The organism is Sphingomonas sp. 7/4-4, from assembly GCF_027941955.1.
Classification (GTDB): Bacteria; Pseudomonadota; Alphaproteobacteria; order Sphingomonadales; family Sphingomonadaceae; genus Sphingomonas.
Window position 1 is genome coordinate 600,076 of sequence record NZ_CP115960.1, and the last position, 18,878, is coordinate 618,953.

Below are 18,878 nucleotides of genomic sequence, written 5' to 3' on the forward strand. Positions count from 1 at the left end.
TGCTTGGGGCGACGGTTCACTGCGTTGCCCGCTTGACCGCCAACTCCACCTTTATCGGCGCGGAGGGCTCGAGCGCGGCCAGCGCCAGCACCGGCACGTCGATTCCCGCAATGCGCCGCGTCCGCGCATCCTCGGGGAAAGCGGGCGGGGCGTCGAGGATGACGATCAGCAGGTCCACCGGAACGCGCTCCACACTGGGCATCTCGACAATGCCCAGCCCGCGCACTTCGATCCGTCCGGCCAGATGTGCCGGCGCGCTGGCGAGCAGTGCCTTGTCGCTGCGCTGGCAGATCACCTGACCGTCGGCGACCAGCGCGGCGCCGCGATCGATCAGGCGCAAGGCGAGATCGGACTTGCCCTCGCCCGAACGCCCCTCGATCAGCACCGCGCGCCCGCCGATCGCCACGCAAGCGCCGTGCACCGTCTCGGAAGAGACCTCCGGAAGCCTGGCTTCAGGCATCAGTCGCGCTCCGCCAAAGGCAGGCGCACCACGAATCGAGCTCCGCGCAACCGATCTTCTCTCGTTTCCACTGAAATGCTCCCCTGATGGCCTTCGACGATGGTGCGTGCGATGGCAAGGCCTAGCCCGGAATGCTGACCAAAGGCTTCACTCTCCGGGCGGACCGAATGGAATCGCCGGAAGATCGCGTCGCGCGCTTCTTCGGGCACGCCCGGGCCTTCGTCCTCGACCCGCACCACCAAAGTCTCGCGGTAGGACACGGCCGAAATCGTGATCAGGCCGTTCGGGGGCGAGAAGGAGACGGCGTTCTCGATCAAATTCTCGAACACGCGTTCGAGCCGCGCGCCCTCGCCGAGCACGATCAGCGGCGCGTTCGGGCGGCGATCGAAGACGATGCGGATGCCGTTCGCGAGTCCGCGGGCTTCGCGCTGGTCGAGCAGCGCCTGGATCATCGCGCCGACATCCACCGGCTCGAACGTCGCCCGGCTGAGCTGCGCGTCGAGGCGCGACGCATCGGAGATGTCGGTGATCAAGCGGTCCAGCCGGTGAACGTCGTCGCGGACGATCGCCAGCAATTGCTCCTGCAGCTCGGGGTCCTTGACCTTGGACAGGCCTTCCACTGCCGAACGCAGCGAAGCCAGCGGGTTCTTGAGCTCGTGCGTCACATCGGCGGCGAAGCTCTCGGTCGCGTCGATTCGCGCGCGAAGCGCCTGGCTCATGTCCGAAAGCGCGCGGGCGAGCATGCCGATCTCGTCGCTGCGCTCGGGCAATCGCGGCACCACCACTTCGCGCGCGCGCCCCAGCCGGACGCGCACCGCGGCCCGCGCGAGGCGGCGCAGCGGCCGCACGATCGTCCGCGCAAGGAACAGCGAGAGCAGGATCGAAAGCAGCGAGACGATTGCGAGCACCACGCTCAACCGGAAGCGCTCGGAACGCACCGTCTGGGTGATGTCGCGGGCGTTGACCGTGGTCATCACCACCCCGAGCTGGGTGATCGGCGCCGCGGCGGTGATCACCGGCGTACGATCGGGCGCACGCCACACCGTGGCGGGCGTACCATGCGTCTCCCGCGCGGTGCGGACATCGGGCCATTCCATGCCGCCGTCGCGCGGTTTTTCCCGATAAAGCGGCGGACGGTCGGTGCCCACGACCGTGTCGATCACCGCGTCGAGGAAGCGGGCAGTGGACTGGTTGAACGGGTCCTTGTCGGGATCGCGCAGAACCAGGTTGCGCAGCCCCAGTTCGTGGCTGTCGGTGATCAGCTTGCCGTCCTCGTCGAACAGGCGGATCCGCGTGCCGGTGTCGCGGGCGAGGCTGAGTACGAGCAGGTCGCGCCGCTCGGGCGTGGCCGAGGCGATGGCCTGGGCGATCAGCCGAACCTCGCCGCGTGCCTCCGCCACCCGGCTGTCGACGATCCTGCTGCGATAGGAATCGAGATAGAAGAAGCCGCTGCCGAGCAATGCGAGCGCGAAGATGTTGACCGCCAGAATCCTCGGCGTGAGGCTGACGCGGTTCGACCATTTGAGCGCGAGGTCGCGCTCGCTATTCGTCCGAGAAGCGGTAACCGGCGCCATACAGCGTTTCGATAGCATCGAACTCCGGATCGACCTGCCGGAATTTGCGCCGCACGCGCTTGATGTGGCTGTCTATGGTGCGATCGTCGACATAGATGTCGTCCTGATAGGCGGCATCCATCAGCTGGTTGCGCGTCTTCACGATGCCCGGGCGCTGCGCCAGCGTCTCGAGGATCAGGAATTCGGTGACCGTCAGCGTCACGTTGGTGCCGCCCCAGGTCACGCGGTGCCGCGCCGGATCCATGGTCAGCCGCCCGCGATCGAGGATCTCGGCCGGCTCCTGCGGATCGGAGCCCTCGACGGCCGGCTGCACTGCCTCGGTGCGGCGCAGGATCGCGCGGATGCGGGCGATCAGCAGCCGCTGGCTGAACGGCTTGGCGATATAGTCGTCGGCACCCATCGCCAGGCCGAGCGCCTCGTCGAGCTCGTCGTCCTTGCTGGTGAGGAAGATCACCGGGATCGCGCTTTTCTCGCGCAGCCGCCGCAGCAGCTCGAGCCCGTCCATCTTGGGCATCTTGATGTCGAGCACGGCCAGGTCGGGCGGATTCTCGATCAGCGCCTTCAACGCGCTTTCGCCGTCCGAATAGACGCGGGTGAGGAACCCCTCGGTCTGGAGCGCGATGGAGACCGAGGTCAGGATGTTGCGGTCGTCATCGACCAGCGCGATCGTCGCGGTCATGCCGGGCAGCGTGCGTGGCTTGGAAGCATCACCCACGGGTTAAAGCAAAGTCGCGTCCGGCTCAATCGGTTGACAACGCTTACCCGCATTGACGCCCTTTGCGCGCGCTGCCTAAGGCAATGTCATTGATAACGCGGCCCCGCCTTCGGGAAAGGGGCCCGCGATTAGGAGTTGGACCTGTGACCAAGCGCACCCCGCGCCACGGTCTCGATGCCCAGGGCATCGAGACCGGCGCTAAGCTATTCTGGAATCTCGAAACCGCGCCCCTGGTGGAGCACGCCGTCCATCGCGGCGAAGGCAAGCTCGCCAAGGACGGACCATTGGTGGTCGCCACCGGCAAGCACACCGGCCGCTCGGCCAACGACAAGTTCATCGTCCGCGACGCCGGGACCGAAGACACCGTCTGGTGGGGCAAGAGCAATCGCCCGATGCGCCCGGAGCATTTCGCCGCGCTCAAGGCCGATTTCCTCGCCACGCTCGCGCAGCGCGAAACCCTGTTCGTCCAGGACCTGTATGGCGGCTCGCAGCCCGAGCACCGGGTCAATGTCCGCGTGATCAACGAGCTCGCGTGGCACAATCTGTTCATCCGCACGATGCTCGTCCGCCCCGACGAGAGCGAGCTCGACTGGTTCGCGCCCGAATACACCATCATCGATTTGCCCAGCTTCCGCGCCGATCCCGAACGCCACGGCACGCGCAGCGAAACCGTGATCGCCGTCAACTTGACCGACAAGCTGATCCTGATCGGCGGCACGGCCTATGCCGGCGAGATGAAGAAGAGCGTGTTCGGCCTGCTCAACTATCTGCTCCCGCCCAAGGGCGTGATGCCGATGCATTGCTCGGCCAATATCGGCCCCGCCGGCGATACCGCGGTGTTCTTCGGCCTTTCGGGCACCGGCAAGACGACGCTTTCGGCCGATGCCAGCCGCACGCTGATCGGCGACGACGAGCATGGCTGGTCGGACAGCGCGGTCTTCAATTTCGAAGGCGGCTGCTACGCCAAGATGATCCGCCTCTCCCCCGAGGCCGAGCCCGAGATCTTCGCGACCACGAAGCGCTTCGGCACAGTGCTCGAGAATGTCGTGATGGACCCGGAGAGCCGCCAGCTCGATCTCGACGACGCGGGCCTCGCCGAGAACAGCCGCGGTGCCTATCCGATCGACTTCATTCCGAACACTTCGGCCCATAATCTGGGGCCGGTGCCGAAGAACATCATCTTCCTCACCGCCGACGCCTTCGGAGTCATGCCGCCGATCGCGAAGCTCACGCCCGAGCAGGCGATGTATCATTTCCTGTCGGGCTATACCGCCAAGGTGGCCGGCACCGAGATCGGCGTGACCGAGCCCGAGGCGACCTTCTCGACCTGCTTCGGCGCCGCCTTCATGCCGCGCCATCCTTCCGAATATGGCAATCTGCTCAAGGAGCGGATCGCCAGAGGCGGCGTTAATTGCTGGCTGGTCAATACCGGCTGGGCAGGGGGCATGGCCACCCAGGCCGGGATCAAGCGGATGCCGATCAAGCTTACCCGCGCGCTGCTGGGCGCCGCGCTCGACGGCAGCCTGAACCATGCCGAGTTCCGCATCGATCCCAATTTCGGCTTCAAGGTGCCGGTAAGCGTCGCCGGCGTGGATTCGTCGGTGCTCGATCCGCGCGAGAGCTGGGCGAACAAGACCCAATACGACACCATTGCGGCGAAACTGGTCGACCTGTTCAACGAGAACTTCGCTCAGTTCGCCGATCATGTCGACGAGAGCGTGCGACAATCGGCACCGCGCGCCCCGCTACCCGCCTGACTTGCCCGGTCATCGATCGGACCTCTAGGAACCCGATCGATGACCGACTTCTCCCCGCCTGTTCACCTCCGATGCCGAGGTCATTCGTCTCGGCGAAGGGCTGCTTGCGTGCAGCCTCGCCAAGGAGGACTGGACGCATGAGGCGCACCTTGCGGCCTGCCTCTATTTGCTGATGCGTCGGCCCGACGTGGATGTCGACGCGGAGATCGCCGGGATCATCTCGCGTTTCAACGAGAGCGTCGGCGGCGTGAACGACGATCAAGGCGGCTATCACGACACGATCACCCGCACCTGGCTCGCGGGCGTGCGGCTGTTCCTGCGCGCGCCTCCCGAAGGCGGCCTCGCCGATCGGGTCAACGCGCTGCTGGTCTCGCCGGTGGGTCGTCGCGATTGGCCACTCGGCTTCTATAGTCGCGAGCGGCTCTTCTCGGTGGCGGCCCGCCGAGGCTTTGTCGAACCGGACCGTGCGCCTTTACCAGCGATGTGCTAACGAGTCGCGGCAGCGTTCACCCAGGAGATCCGCGATGAGCATTTTCGATGGTATTCTCGGCCAGGTTACCCAGAACGTCGATATCAAGAACCTCGCGACCAAGATCGGGCTCTCGCCCGAGCAGGTCGAGTCCGCGGTCGGCGCGCTCGCCAAGGCGCACCCCGAGCCGGGCGACACCGCGGAGGGCGCCGCCTCGGCAACGGGCCTCCCGCTCGACAAGGTCCAGGAGATCATCGGTCATATCGGCGGCGAGGGTGCACTGGCCAATTTCGCGTCGCTGCTTCAAGGGCAGGCGGGCGGGGTCCTCGGCGCGCTCGACAAGGACGGCGACGGCAATCCGCTCAACGACGTGGGCAGCATGATTTCGGGGCTGTTCAACAAAAATAACCCCGGGGCGTCAGCCCTTCCGCGCGGCGACGTACCGGTCGACGACGTGCCCCAGCACCGTCATCGGCACGTTGCCGCCGAGCACAAGGGCGTCGTTGAACGCCTTGAAGTCGTATGCCGGCCCGAGCGCCGCTTTGGCGCGGTCGCGGAGGCGATTGATCTCGCTATGGCCGACCTTGTAGCCGCATGCCTGTCCCGGCCACGAACAATAACGGTCGACTTCGCCGCTGACTTCCTCGACCGATGAGCCGTTGGCGGTGACGAACCAGTCGATCGCCTGTTGTCGCGTCCAGCGCTTGGCATGCAGCCCGGTATCGACCACCAGCCGGCACGCGCGAAACCCCAGCGACTGGAGATAGCCGAGCTTCTCGGCCGGATTGTCGGCATAGACGCCGAGCTCGTCGGCGAGTTGCTCCGCATAGAGCGCCCAGCCTTCGGAATAGGCGTTGAACTGGAGCAGGCTCCTGACAAGCGGGAGCTTGAAGGTGTATTCGCCTTGCCAGACATGGCCGGGGATCGCCTCGTGATAAGCGAGATCGGGCAGGCTGAAGCGCGTGTGCAGGCTCGTCGTGCGCAGGTTGATCCAGAACTTGCCGGGGATGGTGCCGTCGATCGAACCGGGACCGCCATAAGCGCCGGGTGCGCCCGGCTCCTCCTCGGGCGGCATGCGACGGACCTCGACATTGCCCTTCACCAGCGTGTTGAATGCCTGCGGCATGCGCCCGCGGATGTCGGCGATGCGCGTGTTCAGGAACTTCATGATCTCGGCGCGACCCGGATCGCCTTCGGGGAAAGTGAAGCGCGGGTCCTTGGCCAGCGCCTCCATCCGCGCGCCGACGCTGCCCTGGCTGTATCCCTCCTTCTTGAGGATCGTGTCCATCTCCGCCTGGATCGTGCGGAGCTGGTCGAGGCCCATCTGGTGGACTTCCTCAGGAGTCATCCTGGTGGTCGTGCCGGCGCGCAACGTCCAGGCATAATAGGCTTCGCCGTCGGCGAACTTCCAGACACCGGCGTCCGGCGTGGCGCGCTTGCGATGGCGTTCGAGCTCGGCGATCTGCCGGTCGAGCGCGGGCGCGATCTTGTCGTTCGCCAGCATCCACGCGCCGTTGCCGAAATCGCCTTCCATCCCGGCGGTGCGATTGGCGAGCGACGTGACCAGTCCCCAGCCGGCGGTGTTGCCGCCGCGCGCGAGCTTCAATTGGTTGAGGTTCTTGTCCAGCAGGAAGTCGGGGGCGATCACGCCCTTCGCGGCGGCGATCTTGAGCCGCTCGGTCTCGCCGTCGAGCTGATCGGCATAGGATTCGACGCGATCGAGATAGGCCTCGGCATCCTCGCGGGTCTTCACCTGATGATCGGTGTCGAGCATCCGCGGGACATCGATATAGGCGCCGACATTCTGCGCCACCACATAGGGCGTATTGCGCCAGCTGCCGACCGCGACGTCGCCATAGCCGAAGCCGAAGCCCTCCAGTCCGTTCGCATAGGAGGCCTGCACCACCTCGACATTGGTCCGCATCACCGGGCTCAGTGCCGCGGCATCGAGCCTGGCCAGTTCGGCGAGCGTCTGGCGAAGATGCGCGACGATCTTGCGCTGCCCCTCGGGCGATCGATCGGTGAGCTGGTGCTTGAGCAGCGCGCGCTTGTCCTTGTCGATCCCCAGCGAAGTGGCGTTTTCGGGATAGAGCTTGAGGAAGGCCTCGGCAGTGCGCGTGAGCAGCGTGTCGGCCGCCGTGTCCGCATCGGCGAACAGCGCGCCGGCGGAACGGGGCAGGGCAGTGGCCGCAAGGGTCCCGGCGGTGCCGAGCAGGAGCTGGCGGCGATTGGGTCGCATGGTCATTCCTCGAAAATCAGGCAGTCACGGGCTCGACGGTGAGCGACGTACCCGCCGCGCCGACGATCCGCACATGCGTGCCGATCGGTGCGTCCGGCCCGGAGGCGAGCCACTCGCCGTCGCCGACGCGGACCTTGCCCTTTCCGGCGACGATCGGTTCGACGACGGTCACCACTTCGCCGATCAGCCGCGCGACTCGGTCGTTGAGCAGCGGATCGGCGCTCGCAACCGGGTTCTGCGCATACCAGCGCCGCCCGATCGCCACCGCCGTCGAAGTTGCGAGGATGAACACCGCGACCTGAAACAGCACTGCGAATTCGGGGATGATCAGCGTCACCACCCCGGTCAGCGCCGCACCGGCTGCGACGAAGACGAGGAAGATGCCCGGCATCAGCAATTCGGTGATCGCGAGCACCGCGGCGAGGATGAGCCAGGCGAGCCCGGGGTGGCGAGCAGTGCGTCCATCGATCAATCCTCCTTCGGGCCGAAGGGTGCGGGACGTGCGCGCGATCCAGGGGCAGCGGGCGGTGTCGATGGCCGGGGCGGGGAGCCGCTGATCGCTTCCCGCGCCAGCTCGCCGATCCCGCCCAGCGTACCCATCAGCTGGGTCGCCTCCACCGGGAACAGGATCGTCTTGGCATTGGGCGAGGTCGCGAACTTGCCGATCGCCTCGACATATTTCTGCGCGATGAAATAGTTGATCGCCTGGGTGCTGCCGCTCTCGATCGCGTCGGACACGGCGCGGGTGGCAGTCGCTTCCGCCTCGGCGGCGCGCTCGCGGGCCTCGGCGTCGCGGAACGCGGCTTCGCGGCGGCCCTCGGCCTCGAGGATCTGCGACTGCTTCTGACCCTCGGCGCGCAGGATCTCGGACGCGCGCATGCCCTCGGCTTCGAGGATGTTGGCGCGCTTCTCGCGCTCGGCCTTCATCTGGCGGCCCATCGCGTTGACGATGTCGGCGGGCGGACGGATGTCCTTGATCTCGACGCGGGTGATCTTGACACCCCACGGCGTAGTCGCGTGATCGACGACGTTGAGCAGCCGCGCATTGATCTCGTCGCGCTTCGACAGCGTCTCGTCGAGGTCCATCGAACCCATCACGGTGCGCAGGTTCGTCGTCGTGAGCTGGAGCAGCGCCAGATAGAGGTCCGAGACCTCATAGGCCGCCTTGGCGGCATCGAGGACCTGGAAGAACACCACGCCGTCGGTGGAGATCATCGCATTGTCCTTGGTGATGATCTCCTGGCCGGGGATGTCGATCACCTGCTCCATCATGTTCACCTTGCGGCCGACGCGATAGAAGAAGGCGGGGTAGAAATTGAGGCCGGGTGAGGCGACCGCGGTGAAGCGGCCGAAATATTCTATCGTATATTGATAGCCTTGAGTGACGATCTTCACGCTGGAGAAGAGGTAGAGCAGCACCACCGCGACCAGCACGACCAGAAATATGTTCAGCACGTCCATGCCCCGACTCCCCTCGCAATTCCTGCGCCTTGCTAGCATAGAGTCGCGCCATGACCACAGCCCCACTGGCCCCGCGCACTGCGCTGTTTCTGCCCGCCTCCAATCCGCGCGCCATTGCCAAGGCGAGGGAATTGGCGGCGGACCTGGTCATCCTCGATCTGGAGGACGCAGTACGCGACGATGCGAAGGCCGCCGCCCGTATTGCGGCTGTCGAGGCCACGGCGGAAGGGTTCGGGGACCGTTTGTGTGCGATCCGCGTAAACGGCCTCGAATCCAGAGAGCATGCGGCTGATCTGGCCGCCGTCGCCGGCTCCGCCTGCGATTTCGTGGTGCTGCCCAAGGCCGAGACTCTGAAAGACGCCGCAATGGTCGCCGATGCGGCGGGCAAGCCGCTTCTCGCCATGATCGAGACGCCGAGGGGCGTGCTCGCCGCAGCCGAGATCGCGACGGTGTCGGGGGTGAGTGGCCTGATCGCCGGCGTCAACGATCTGCGCGCGACGCTCGGCATACCCGCGGATGGCGGCCGCGAAGGGCTCGTCCTTTCGCTGCAGATGATCGTGCTGGCCGCGCGTGCCGCCGAGATCTGGGCGCTCGACGGAGTCTTCAACACCCTCGACGATCCCGAGGGCCTCGCTGCCGAATGCCGGCACGGACGCATGCTCGGTTTCGACGGCAAGTCGCTGATCCACCCCAACCAGATCGAGATCGCCGCCGCCGCCTTCGGCGCGAGCGCAGCCGAACTTGCCGAGGCACAAGCGCTGATCGCGGCAGCCACCGGGGGCGCCGAGCGTTTCGGCGACCGGATGATCGAGGCGATGCATGTCGAGCAGGCGCGGGCGCTGATCGCGCGGAACTTACGCTGACCTCCGGGATTTCCCGCTGATTGTCAGTTTCGGCGGGGGATTGTGGCGAAATCTCAGCCGCGAGGGCGACCGCCGCGCGTGGCACCGAGGGCATATCGACATTAATTTCCCTCTCCCGTCGGGAGAGGGTTGCGCAGACTTGGGTCGCGCACCTTCTGCGCGGCCCTAGTCGGAGCTGGGTGAGGGGATCACCCCAACGATAGCGGGAAACCCTCACCCAGCTACGCTAGGCAGCAAGCTGCCAAGCTTCGCTACCTCTCCCACCGGGAGAGGAGAAGAGCCGATGAGTCGATACAACCTAGCAGTTTGCCCTGACCGCGGTTACATGGGCCGCCAACCTCCGACTCAGGACTTGGCGCACCTCATGGATATCCCCCTCGGCCTCACCTTCGACGACGTCCTTCTATATCCGGGCGAGTCCGAAGTCCTGCCGAGCATGGCGGACACCCGCACCTTCGTGACGCGCAGCCTCGCGCTCAACATCCCGATCATCTCGTCGGCGATGGATACCGTCACCGAAGCCGACATGGCGATCGTCATGGCGCAGCTCGGCGGCATCGGCGTGCTTCACCGCAATCTCGACATCGAGGAACAGGTCGAGGCGGTCCGCGCGGTCAAGCGCTTCGAGAGCGGCATGGTGGTCAATCCGATCACCATGGCGCCCGACGGCACCCTGGGCGAGGCGCGCGCACTGATGCAGCGCCACAAGATCAGCGGCATCCCGGTGGTCGAGGCGAGCGGCAAGCTCGTCGGCATCGTCACCAATCGCGATGTCCGCTTCGCCGAGAATCCCAGCCAGCCCGTCGCCGAGCTGATGACGCACGACAATCTCGCCACGGTTGCCCTGGGCGTCGGCAAGGAAGAGGCGCGCCGCCTGCTCCACCAGCGCCGGATCGAGAAGCTGCTGGTGGTCGACAACGACTATCGCTGCGTCGGATTGATCACGGTCAAGGACATCGAGAAAGCAGTCAACTTCCCCAACGCGACCAAGGACCCCGCCGGCCGCCTCTGCGTCGCCGCCGCCACCACCGTGGGCGACAAGGGTTTTGAGCGGACCGAGGCGCTGGTCGACGCCGAAGTCGACCTCATCGTCATTGATACCGCGCATGGCCACAACAAGGATGTCGGCCGCGCGGTCGAGCGGGTGAAGAAGCTCTCGAACCGCGTCCAGGTCGTCGCCGGCAACATCGCCACTGCCGAGGCGGCGAAAGCCCTGATCGGTTCCGGCGCCGACGGGCTCAAGGTCGGCATCGGCCCGGGCTCGATCTGCACCACGCGGGTCGTCGCGGGTGTCGGCGTGCCGCAGCTCACGGCGGTGATGGACGCGGCAAACGAAGCGGCGAAGTCGGGCGTGCCGGTGATCGCCGATGGTGGGCTGCGCACTTCGGGCGATCTCGCCAAGGCGCTCGCCGCCGGTGCCTCGACCTGCATGGTCGGCTCGCTGCTGGCGGGCACTGAAGAGGCGCCGGGCGAGACCTTCCTCTATCAGGGGCGGGCCTATAAATCCTATCGCGGCATGGGTTCGGTCGGTGCGATGGCACGTGGCTCGGCCGATCGCTATTTCCAGCAGGACATCAAGGATCAGCTCAAGCTGGTGCCCGAGGGCATCGAGGGGCAGGTGCCGTTCAAGGGCACTGCGCGTGACGTGGTTCACCAGCTCGTCGGCGGCGTGAAGGCGGCGATGGGCTATGTCGGCGCACCGACCATCCCCGAGTTCCAGAAGAAGGCGAAGTTCGTGCGGATCACCGGCGCCGGCCTGCGTGAAAGCCATGTGCACGATGTGACGATCACGCGAGAGGCACCGAACTATCCTACGCGTTGAACCAGCTCGCCGCAGTTTGAGCTTCCAATGTAGGATTTCTTCTGCTTCGGGTTGGCGATGGGGTGCGCGGCAAATCTCGGCCTGCTTTTCGAGCGCGCAATGATCTTCGATCCAAAGTTTACGAATGACCCGCGACTCCCGCAACTTTGGGATGTTGTCAGGTGACCCCGGCTGCCCGCAGCCAGGCGGCGATCGATCTGCTCGACCGGATCATCGCGGCGGCACGCGATCAGGGCGCCGCCGCGGATACGCTGATCGCGCGCTGGTTCGCCGAGCGGCGCTATGCCGGATCGAAGGACCGCCGCGCCGTGCGCGAATTGGTGTACGACGCGATCCGGCTGTGCGGCGAGCGCCCCGAGAGCGGCCGCGCCGCGATGCTGGCACTGGTCGCCGATCGGCCGGAACTCGCGGAGACCTTCGACGGATCGCCTTACGGTCCGGCGGCGATCGAGATCGGCGAGCCCGTTGCGGTGCCCGGCCACGCGCCGGGCTGGCTGATCAAGAAATTGCGCGGCTCGGATATCGGGATCGAGGAACAGGCTGCTTTGCTCGAGCGCGCGCCGCTGGATATCCGGGTCAACACGCTCAAGACTTCACGCGATCGGGTTGCCGCCACGCTTCCGGGCGCCGAGCCGCTCGGATCTCGCGCCCGATGCACTGCGCCTGTCGCACGATATCAGAGTCGATCAGCTTCCCGCTTATGCCGCAGGCGAGTTCGAAGTGCAGGACGCCGGCAGCCAGCTGGTGACGTTCGCCGCGGGTGCGGAACGGGGGCAGCACGTCGTGGATCTCTGCGCAGGCGGCGGCGGCAAGACACTCGCGCTGGCGGCGCTGATGGCCAATCACGGCAGCATTCTCGCCTGCGACGTGGATCGCGGGCGGCTGCAGCGCCTGCCCGAGCGCGCCGCGCGGGCCGGGGTGACGATCGCCGAGACGCGGCTGCTCAATCCCAATCGCGAGGCCGAGCAGCTCGCCGATCAGGTGGGGCGGGCCGATATCGTTCTCGTCGACGCGCCGTGTTCGGGGACGGGCACGTGGCGGCGCAACCCCGAGGCGCGCTGGCGGCTGAGCCGCGAACGGCTCGACAAACTGGTCGCGACACAGCGCCACATCATGGGGCTCGCAGCGGAGCTGGTGCGGCCGGGCGGCGCGCTGGTCTATATCGTCTGCTCGGTGCTCGACGACGAAGGCGCGGGGCAGGTCCAGGCATTTCTCGGCGCTTATCCCGGCTGGACCACGGAGACCCTGACGCCCGGCGCGGGCGCGCCGCGCGGCGCGGGAATTCGGCTCACGCCATTGGCAGACTCGACCGACGGCTTTTTTGTCGCGAAAATGATTCGGCCATGATAGCGCTACGCACTTCAGTTTCGGAGATTTTCATGCGGATCACTGCGATTTCGGCCGCCGTCGCGTTAATGGTGCTTTCGGTCTCGACGTCGTTGATGGCGCAGCGTCCCGACGATCAGATCGATCCCAAGTCGCTTGCGTTGCTCCAGGAAGGACGCGCCGCAAAGACGGCCGGCAATCTCGATGGCGCGCAGGATGCCCTGGAGAGCGCACTGGCAGTGGATCCGCGCAACCGCGAGGCCTTCCTCGTGCTCGGCGAGATCGCGCGCGCACGCGGCCTGCCGGGCAAGGCGATCCGTCTTTACCGCGAGGCGCTCACGCTCGAGCCGAACGATCTCGCCGCGCTGCGCGGTCAGGGCGAGGCGCTGGTCGTCAAGGGCGCGACGGCGAAGGCGAAGGAGAATCTCGCCCGGATCAAGACGATCTGCAATGGCGAGTGCAGTGATGCGACCGTGCTCGCGGCGTCGATCGCCAAGGGGCCGCCCGTGACGGCGACCGCACAGGCCGAGCCGGCCAAGCCGTCGCCCGCCAAGCCTTAGCCGAGGGCGCGGGCGAGCGCGACGAACTCCTCGACGGACACCGTCTCGGCACGGCGGCTCGAATCCACGCCCAATTGCTCCATCGCCTCGATCGCACCCGGCACGCCTTTGAGGCTCTGGCGGAGCATTTTCCGGCGTTGGCCGAACGCGGCGGCAGTCAGTTTCTCAAGCGTCTTGAGCTGCACGCCCTCCGGCGCCGGCGCGGCGACGATATGGACCACGGCCGACATCACCTTCGGCGGCGGCGTGAAGGCGGAGCGGTGCACCGTCATTGCGATCCGCGGCGTCGAGCGCCACTGCGCCAGCACTGCGAGCCGGCCATAGGCATCGGAACCTGCCGGCGCGACGATCCGCTCGGCGACTTCCTTCTGGAACATCAGGGTTAGGCTCGCCCACCACGGCTCCCACGCCGCCGAGAGCCAGCCCACCAGCAACGCAGTGCCGACATTGTAGGGCAGATTGGCCACGACGTGCGGCTTGCCCGCGAACAGCGCGGGTGCGTCGACTTCGAGCGCGTCGCCTTCGATCACCTTCAGCTTGCCGGGGAAGAATTCGCCCAATTCGGCCAGGGCGGGGATGCAGCGGCGGTCGCGTTCGACTGCGGTGACCGAGGCGCCGGCCTCCAGCAATGCGCGAGTCAGCCCGCCCGGGCCGGGGCCGATCTCGAAGACTTCGGCGCCGGTCAGGTCACCCGGCACCTTGGCGATGCGCGCGAGCAATTGATGGTCGAACAGAAAATTCTGCCCCAGCGCCTTGCTCGCGCTGAGACCGTGCCTGCGGATGACGTCACGAAGCGGCGGCAGTTCGGTCACTGGCTCAGCGCGGTCGCTTCCACCCGACGCTCGGCCTGCGCGGCGGCCATGCGGATCGCGGCGATCATCGCCCCGGGATTGGCCTCGTCGCGTCCGGCGATGCCGAAGGCGGTGCCGTGATCGGGCGAAGTGCGGACGATCGGCAATCCCAAGGTGGTGTTCACGCCGTCGTCGAAATGGAGCGTCTTGATCGGGATCAGCGCCTGATCGTGATAGAGGCACAAGGCCGCATCATAGCCGGCGCGGGCGCGGGCATGGAACATCGCGTCGGCGGCGAAAGGACCCACCGCGTCGATGCCCTCAGCGCGCAATTGCTCGATCGCAGGCGCCAGGATGTCGATCTCCTCACGGCCGATCGCACCACCCTCGCCGGCGTGCGGATTGAGACCAGCAAAGGCGAGACGCGGCCGATCGATGCCGAAATTGCGATACAGGCCTCGCGCAGTCACCCGCGCTTTGGCGAGCACCAGCTCGATCGACAGGAGATGCGGCACATCGGCGAGCGGCACATGGACGGTGATCGGCACCACCCGCAGCGTCGGCCCGGCCAGCATCATCACCGTATTGTCGCTGGCGACACCGCAGCGCTCGGCCACGAACTCGGTTTGCCCGGGATAGGTGAAGCCGATGCGGTAGAGTTGGGCCTTGGAGACCGGCCCGGTCACCAAGGCGCTCGCCGCCCCCGAACGGGTCAGGCCGCAGGCCATTTCGAGCGATTGCAGGGCGCAGCGCGCGCTGTCGACATCGGGCACACCGGGCGCAATCTCTCCGGCATCACCCACCGAGACGATCGGCAGCGCATTCGCAAAGACGGCCTCGGCCTCGGCAGGGTCGCTGATCACGGCGACGGGACCGTCCCAAACCTTCTCGACCGCCCGCGGATCGCCGACCGCGAAGAAGGGTGCGAGCGAATGCAGGTCGCGCGCACTCCACGCCTTGGCGGTGATCTCCGGGCCGATTCCGGCGGAATCGCCCATGGCGATGGCGAGCGGGTTGGTCATCCGCTCGCCGCGCACCTCAGCGATATTCGACCAGCGCGTCGCGGCGCAGATCGCGCAGCATGCGCTGGGCGCGCAGGTTGGTACGTTGCTCCTCGAGCTGGTTCTGCACCTGCTCGACCGACGGCTCGTAAGCGTCCTTGGGGTCGTCGCGACCGCACAGAACGAGCACGCGAACGCCGTCCTCGACCGATCCGAAGGGCTGGGTCACCTGACCGACCTGGAGCGGCAGGATCATGTTCTGAAGCGCGGGGGAAGTTCCTTGATCGCGATGCCGTCACGATCGACGACTTCCGCGCTCTGCGCCTGGGCGACACCGGCGACGTCGCCGCAGCCCTTGATCGCGCGCGTCGCCGTGGCAAACTCGCCGGCGCGCGCAGTGGCGGCCGCTTCGGTCGTGCCCTTGGGGAAGTTGATCGCGAGCTGGCGCAGGCTCAGCTTGGCATCCTTGGGATCCGCCGTCAGCACCTTGCGCTTCTCGGCGAGGTACAGGATCGAGAAGCCGGTGGGGAGCTGGATCGGGCCGGCTACCTGGCCGGGCTGCATTTCCTGCGCGGCGCCGGCGAGCTGCTCCGGCAGCATCGCGGGACGCACCCAGCCGAGATCGCCGCCGACCGACTTGGTCGACGCCTCCGAATAGGTCTTGGCGAGATAATCGAACGGTGCGCCTTCGCGCATCTGCTGGATCATCTTCTGCATGCTCGCATGCACTTCCTGCGCGCGATCGGGCGTCGCGTTCATGTAGATCTCGTAGACGTGAAATTCGTCGCTGCCCTTGGCCGCCTTCATGCGGTCGATCATCGCCTTCACTTCGGCTTCGCCGACGTTGATGTTGACGCGACGGCGCAGCAGTCGGTTCCAGGCGATGTCGGCCTCGATCTGACGGCGGATCGTGCGCTCAGAGGCGCCCACTTCCTTGAGCCAGGCACGCATCTGCTCGGGCGTCCGCTGAAAGTTCTTCGAAACGCGGGCGAAGCTCGTTTCGATTTCCTTGGGGTCGACGGTGATCTCGTTGGCCTTGGCCTCCTGGATCTGGAGCGCCTCGTCGATCAGCTGGCGCAGCATCTGCAGGCGAAGCTGATCGCGCTCTTCGGGCTTCAGGTTGAGCTTGCTGATGCCGATGACCATCGCCATGCGCTGATCGACATCGGTGCCGGTGATCACCGTGTCGTTGACGATCGCGGTCGGCTTGCGGATGTTGGGATCGGACTTGCCGAACAACTGGAAGTTCTTGGGAATATCCAGGCCGGTATCCGGCACCTGCTGATCGGGAACGGTCTGCGCGATCGCGATCGACGCGACCCCGGCCAGGCCGAACGCCAGAATAGTCTTGCGGCCGAAGCGAGCCGCCTTTGCAACACCCATGTTCACGTGGAGCCGTACCCTCATCCATCTCGGGGAGATCGTGGCGCATACTCGCCAATTGTGCCTGAACCAAGGCTTGACGGGATTCGGATTACGCCCCGTCGGGCGCTACGCTAGCGCCCCAGATTCTTGAATGCCAGCGACAAAGAAAGCTGTTGCCGCGCCGCGCATCGCCAGTTGTCTCGTAATCGCGCTTCCAGGTGAGGCCGAGGCGAAGGCAATCGTCCTCATAGGTCACGCCGAGCCGGTGGCGCACCGGATCGAAGCCGTCGGCCTGGGAGAGGATGTCCTCGTCGCGGTTGGTCAGGTCGACGAGGAGCGCGCCCGAGACCGACCAGAAGCGCGCGATCTGGACGCGCCCGCCGATGCGCGCTTCCTCGCGGTCCTGCAGATCCTCGAGCGTCGCGTCGATGTTGCGATTGAGGCGGAGATAACCGACCTGGAAATAGGTGCTTCGCGAGCCGACGGTCGCGTCGATCTCGTTGCGGCGAATGGCGAAGGTGTCCTTGTCGATCCGATAGCGATGGGTGAAGCTCACGAAATCGCGGAAGCGGACCACGGTGCGCCCGACGATGTCGGACACGCGATCGGCGAGGCCGGTGCCATCGGGGAAGATCGTCGGCCGCGAGGTGAGACGATAGCTCTGGCCCACATTAGCGTCGACGCTGAAGCCGGGCAGGTACAGCGCATAATCGACGCCCCAGGTGAAGCGGGTCGAATCCTCGAACCGATCATAACCGGGGAAGCGATTGAGCGCGAAGAGGTTCGAATCCTCGAGGTCCACGGCGCGCGCATCCTCGTTGGGGACCGCGAGATTTTCGAGCCTGGGTGCGGCGACGATCTGGATCCGCGGCGTGATTTTCTGGGTGCCGCCGAGGAACTCGCCGACGAACGGCCATTTTACATCGACAGCGGCCGCGGCGATGCCCCGGAACCGGAACCCCTCGTCACCGCGATAGCTGGGAACGAGAGTGGAGAGCGTATCGTCGGTATTATAGGCGTCGGCGCGGCCATAAGCAGTGAAGGTCACTTCCTGGCCCCAGTTGGTTAGCTTGCGCAGGTCCCAACGGGCGCTGGCGAAGGCGCGCTGCGAGATCCTGGCCGTCCGAACGCCCGATCGCCAGCGTGTTGAGCTGGAATTCGAGCCGTCCGCCGAGCAGGCCGTCATCCATGCGCCGGCGATAATCGAGCTCGGGCAGAACGAAGGGCTGGGAACCCTGCCGGTCGCCGACCCGCAGCGTCTGCACCGCCCAGGCATTGATCGAGAAATAGCTGTCGGAGTCGATGTGCTCCAGCCGCACATTGTTGCGCAGTCGATCGTCGCGCGAAATGTCGTAGCGCCGGAGGAAGGTGCGATCGGTGGTGAGGCGGATCGAGGCGCTGGCGCTCCATTCGGGCGAGAACTGGAACCGGCCCGCCGCGTCGAGATAGCCGCGGAAATTATTGCTCGACGTGGCGGGCGTGGTCGGAACCGTCAGGTCGTCGGCGCGGCGGCTATAGGTGCCATAGCCGGTCACGCGATAGGCGCCGAAGCTCTCGACCGCGCGATACTCGCCCTGCAGCATCGGCAGTGCTTCGGTGAAGACGCGCGGCGTGATCGTCAGGTCGCGGTTCGGCGCGAGGCTGAAGAAATAGGGCAGGGCGATCTGGAAGCCGTTGGTGCGATCGAGGCGAACGTCGGGCGTCAGGAAGCCGTCGTCGCTGGTGCCGCCCGCCGGATGCGAGAAGACGGGGAGCGGGATCGAGGCGATGCCGAACACCGAGATGCGCGCACCGGTATAGCGGATCCGCTTCTTGTTCGGATCGTACACCACGCGCCGGGCGGTGATCTTCCACGACGGCTCTTTCGGGCAGTCGTTCGAATCGGTCACTGCGCAGGGGGTATAAGCCGCGTTCTCGACCGTGATGATGCCGTTGTCGCGTTGCCCGCGCTGGGCGGCGATCCGCCCGCCCGCCTCGAGCACGACGAGCATGTTCTCGACGGCGCCGTCCTTGAGCGTGTCGGTCAGCTCGATCCGGTCGCCATAAGCGGCGTCGCCCTCCGGATTGACGATGACGATATTGCCCTCGGCGACGACCTTCCCGGTCTTGCGGTTCCAGACGATCTTTTCGGCGCGGAGACGATCGCTGCGGCGGTACAGCCGGACATCGCCGCTCGCGGTGACGACGTCGTTCTCATAGTCGTAATCGAGCTGATCGGCGTTGAACTGGACTTCGTCGGGATTGGTCGACGTCGCCTCGGTCGAAGGGGGCGGGGCCTCGACGGGGCGGTCCTGCAGGTTCGCGGCGGGCACATCGACGGTTTGCGGCGAGACGGGCTGGCTCGCCGGCGTCTGGCGCGGATCGGCAGTCTCCTGCGCCCGCGCCTGCGCCGCGAGGCACAGGCCGAGCGCGGCCGAGAGCAGCAGTGCCTTGCGCGAAACGACCATTCCCACCTTTATCTTCACTCCCGGGCAC

General features: G+C 66.3%; 13 protein-coding genes and 3 pseudogenes. 6 read left to right on the forward strand and 10 right to left on the reverse strand.

What is annotated here, in order from left to right; translation table 11 throughout:
* Positions 1 to 16 precede the first annotated feature (16 nt).
* From PIB19_RS03130 to PIB19_RS03140, 3 genes are read right to left on the reverse strand one after another with little or no spacing between them, the layout of a single operon-like run.
* Positions 17 to 460 carry an HPr kinase/phosphorylase gene (locus PIB19_RS03130; RefSeq protein ID WP_271239638.1) on the reverse strand — a complete coding sequence of 148 codons (444 nt, stop codon included), beginning with the start codon at positions 458 to 460 and terminating at the stop codon, positions 17 to 19.
* Positions 460 to 2,034, reverse strand: a complete 1,575-nt coding sequence (locus tag PIB19_RS03135; RefSeq protein WP_271239639.1) for a sensor histidine kinase — start codon at positions 2,032 to 2,034, stop codon at positions 460 to 462. The genes PIB19_RS03130 and PIB19_RS03135 overlap by 1 nt, the downstream gene beginning before the upstream one ends.
* Positions 2,003 to 2,713, reverse strand: a complete 711-nt coding sequence (locus tag PIB19_RS03140) for a response regulator transcription factor (RefSeq protein ID WP_271240897.1) — start codon at positions 2,711 to 2,713, stop codon at positions 2,003 to 2,005. Before PIB19_RS03140 ends, PIB19_RS03135 begins: the two co-directional genes overlap by 32 nt.
* Positions 2,714 to 2,892: 179 nt before the next feature.
* Here PIB19_RS03140 and PIB19_RS03145 point away from each other — a divergent pair, with 179 nt between their 5' ends.
* Positions 2,893 to 4,506 carry a phosphoenolpyruvate carboxykinase gene (locus tag PIB19_RS03145; RefSeq protein WP_271239640.1) on the forward strand — a complete coding sequence of 538 codons (1,614 nt, stop codon included), beginning with the start codon at positions 2,893 to 2,895 and terminating at the stop codon, positions 4,504 to 4,506.
* A gap of 172 nt (positions 4,507 to 4,678) precedes the next feature.
* The gene (locus PIB19_RS03150) at positions 4,679 to 4,996 is read left to right on the forward strand and encodes a hypothetical protein (RefSeq protein ID WP_336297249.1); all 318 of its coding nucleotides are present in this window, start codon (positions 4,679 to 4,681) and stop codon (positions 4,994 to 4,996) included.
* A gap of 397 nt (positions 4,997 to 5,393) precedes the next feature.
* Here PIB19_RS03150 and PIB19_RS03160 read toward each other — a convergent pair whose 3' ends face one another.
* From PIB19_RS03160 to PIB19_RS03170, 3 genes are read right to left on the reverse strand one after another with little or no spacing between them, the layout of a single operon-like run.
* A complete protein-coding gene (locus PIB19_RS03160) occupies positions 5,394 to 7,214 on the reverse strand; it encodes a DUF885 domain-containing protein (protein WP_271239641.1) in 1,821 nt (606 codons plus the stop codon).
* Positions 7,215 to 7,230: 16 nt separating this feature from the next.
* A complete protein-coding gene (locus PIB19_RS03165) occupies positions 7,231 to 7,686 on the reverse strand; it encodes an NfeD family protein (RefSeq protein WP_271239642.1) in 456 nt (151 codons plus the stop codon).
* Positions 7,683 to 8,675, reverse strand: coding sequence for an SPFH domain-containing protein (locus tag PIB19_RS03170; RefSeq protein WP_271239643.1), 993 nt, complete (start codon positions 8,673 to 8,675; stop codon positions 7,683 to 7,685). The genes PIB19_RS03165 and PIB19_RS03170 overlap by 4 nt, the downstream gene beginning before the upstream one ends.
* Positions 8,676 to 8,725: 50 nt before the next feature.
* On the opposite strand from PIB19_RS03170, the gene PIB19_RS03175 reads away from it, so the two are divergent.
* The 4 genes and pseudogenes from PIB19_RS03175 to PIB19_RS03190 all read left to right on the forward strand — a co-directional run bounded on the left by PIB19_RS03175 (position 8,726) and on the right by PIB19_RS03190 (position 13,246).
* On the forward strand, positions 8,726 to 9,538 hold the full coding sequence (locus tag PIB19_RS03175; RefSeq protein ID WP_271239644.1) for an HpcH/HpaI aldolase/citrate lyase family protein: 813 nt from the start codon (positions 8,726 to 8,728) through the stop codon (positions 9,536 to 9,538).
* Between the two features lie 364 nt (positions 9,539 to 9,902).
* Complete coding sequence (gene guaB, locus PIB19_RS03180) at positions 9,903 to 11,360, forward strand: IMP dehydrogenase (protein WP_271239645.1); 1,458 nt, start codon at positions 9,903 to 9,905, stop codon at positions 11,358 to 11,360.
* Positions 11,361 to 11,521: 161 nt separating this feature from the next.
* Positions 11,522 to 12,707: pseudogene (locus tag PIB19_RS03185) on the forward strand (RsmB/NOP family class I SAM-dependent RNA methyltransferase).
* Positions 12,708 to 12,739: 32 nt separating this feature from the next.
* Positions 12,740 to 13,246 carry a tetratricopeptide repeat protein gene (locus PIB19_RS03190; protein WP_271239646.1) on the forward strand — a complete coding sequence of 169 codons (507 nt, stop codon included), beginning with the start codon at positions 12,740 to 12,742 and terminating at the stop codon, positions 13,244 to 13,246.
* Here PIB19_RS03190 and rsmA read toward each other — a convergent pair.
* From rsmA to PIB19_RS03210, 4 genes and pseudogenes are all read right to left on the reverse strand, one after another.
* Positions 13,243 to 14,058 carry a 16S rRNA (adenine(1518)-N(6)/adenine(1519)-N(6))-dimethyltransferase RsmA gene (gene rsmA / locus PIB19_RS03195; RefSeq protein WP_271239647.1) on the reverse strand — a complete coding sequence of 272 codons (816 nt, stop codon included), beginning with the start codon at positions 14,056 to 14,058 and terminating at the stop codon, positions 13,243 to 13,245. The genes PIB19_RS03190 and rsmA overlap by 4 nt on opposite strands.
* Positions 14,055 to 15,059 carry a 4-hydroxythreonine-4-phosphate dehydrogenase PdxA gene (gene pdxA, locus PIB19_RS03200; protein ID WP_271239648.1) on the reverse strand — a complete coding sequence of 335 codons (1,005 nt, stop codon included), beginning with the start codon at positions 15,057 to 15,059 and terminating at the stop codon, positions 14,055 to 14,057. The genes rsmA and pdxA overlap by 4 nt, the downstream gene beginning before the upstream one ends.
* A gap of 16 nt (positions 15,060 to 15,075) precedes the next feature.
* Positions 15,076 to 16,421: pseudogene (locus tag PIB19_RS03205) on the reverse strand (peptidylprolyl isomerase).
* A 113-nt stretch (positions 16,422 to 16,534) separates the two neighbouring features.
* Positions 16,535 to 18,850, reverse strand: a pseudogene (locus tag PIB19_RS03210) (LPS-assembly protein LptD).
* Positions 18,851 to 18,878 lie beyond the last annotated feature (28 nt).

Coding starts and splice junctions, on each gene's coding strand:
- PIB19_RS03130 (WP_271239638.1), bottom strand. CDS start 460: ATGCCTGAAGCCAGGCTTCCGGAGGTCTCTTCCGAGACGGTGCACGGC.
- PIB19_RS03135 (WP_271239639.1), bottom strand. CDS start 2,034: ATGGCGCCGGTTACCGCTTCTCGGACGAATAGCGAGCGCGACCTCGCG.
- PIB19_RS03140 (WP_271240897.1), bottom strand. CDS start 2,713: ATGACCGCGACGATCGCGCTGGTCGATGACGACCGCAACATCCTGACC.
- PIB19_RS03150 (WP_336297249.1), top strand. CDS start 4,679: ATGCGTCGGCCCGACGTGGATGTCGACGCGGAGATCGCCGGGATCATC.
- PIB19_RS03160 (WP_271239641.1), bottom strand. CDS start 7,214: ATGCGACCCAATCGCCGCCAGCTCCTGCTCGGCACCGCCGGGACCCTT.
- PIB19_RS03170 (WP_271239643.1), bottom strand. CDS start 8,675: ATGGACGTGCTGAACATATTTCTGGTCGTGCTGGTCGCGGTGGTGCTG.
- PIB19_RS03175 (WP_271239644.1), top strand. CDS start 8,726: ATGACCACAGCCCCACTGGCCCCGCGCACTGCGCTGTTTCTGCCCGCC.
- guaB (WP_271239645.1), top strand. CDS start 9,903: ATGGATATCCCCCTCGGCCTCACCTTCGACGACGTCCTTCTATATCCG.
- PIB19_RS03190 (WP_271239646.1), top strand. CDS start 12,740: ATGCGGATCACTGCGATTTCGGCCGCCGTCGCGTTAATGGTGCTTTCG.
- pdxA (WP_271239648.1), bottom strand. CDS start 15,059: ATGACCAACCCGCTCGCCATCGCCATGGGCGATTCCGCCGGAATCGGC.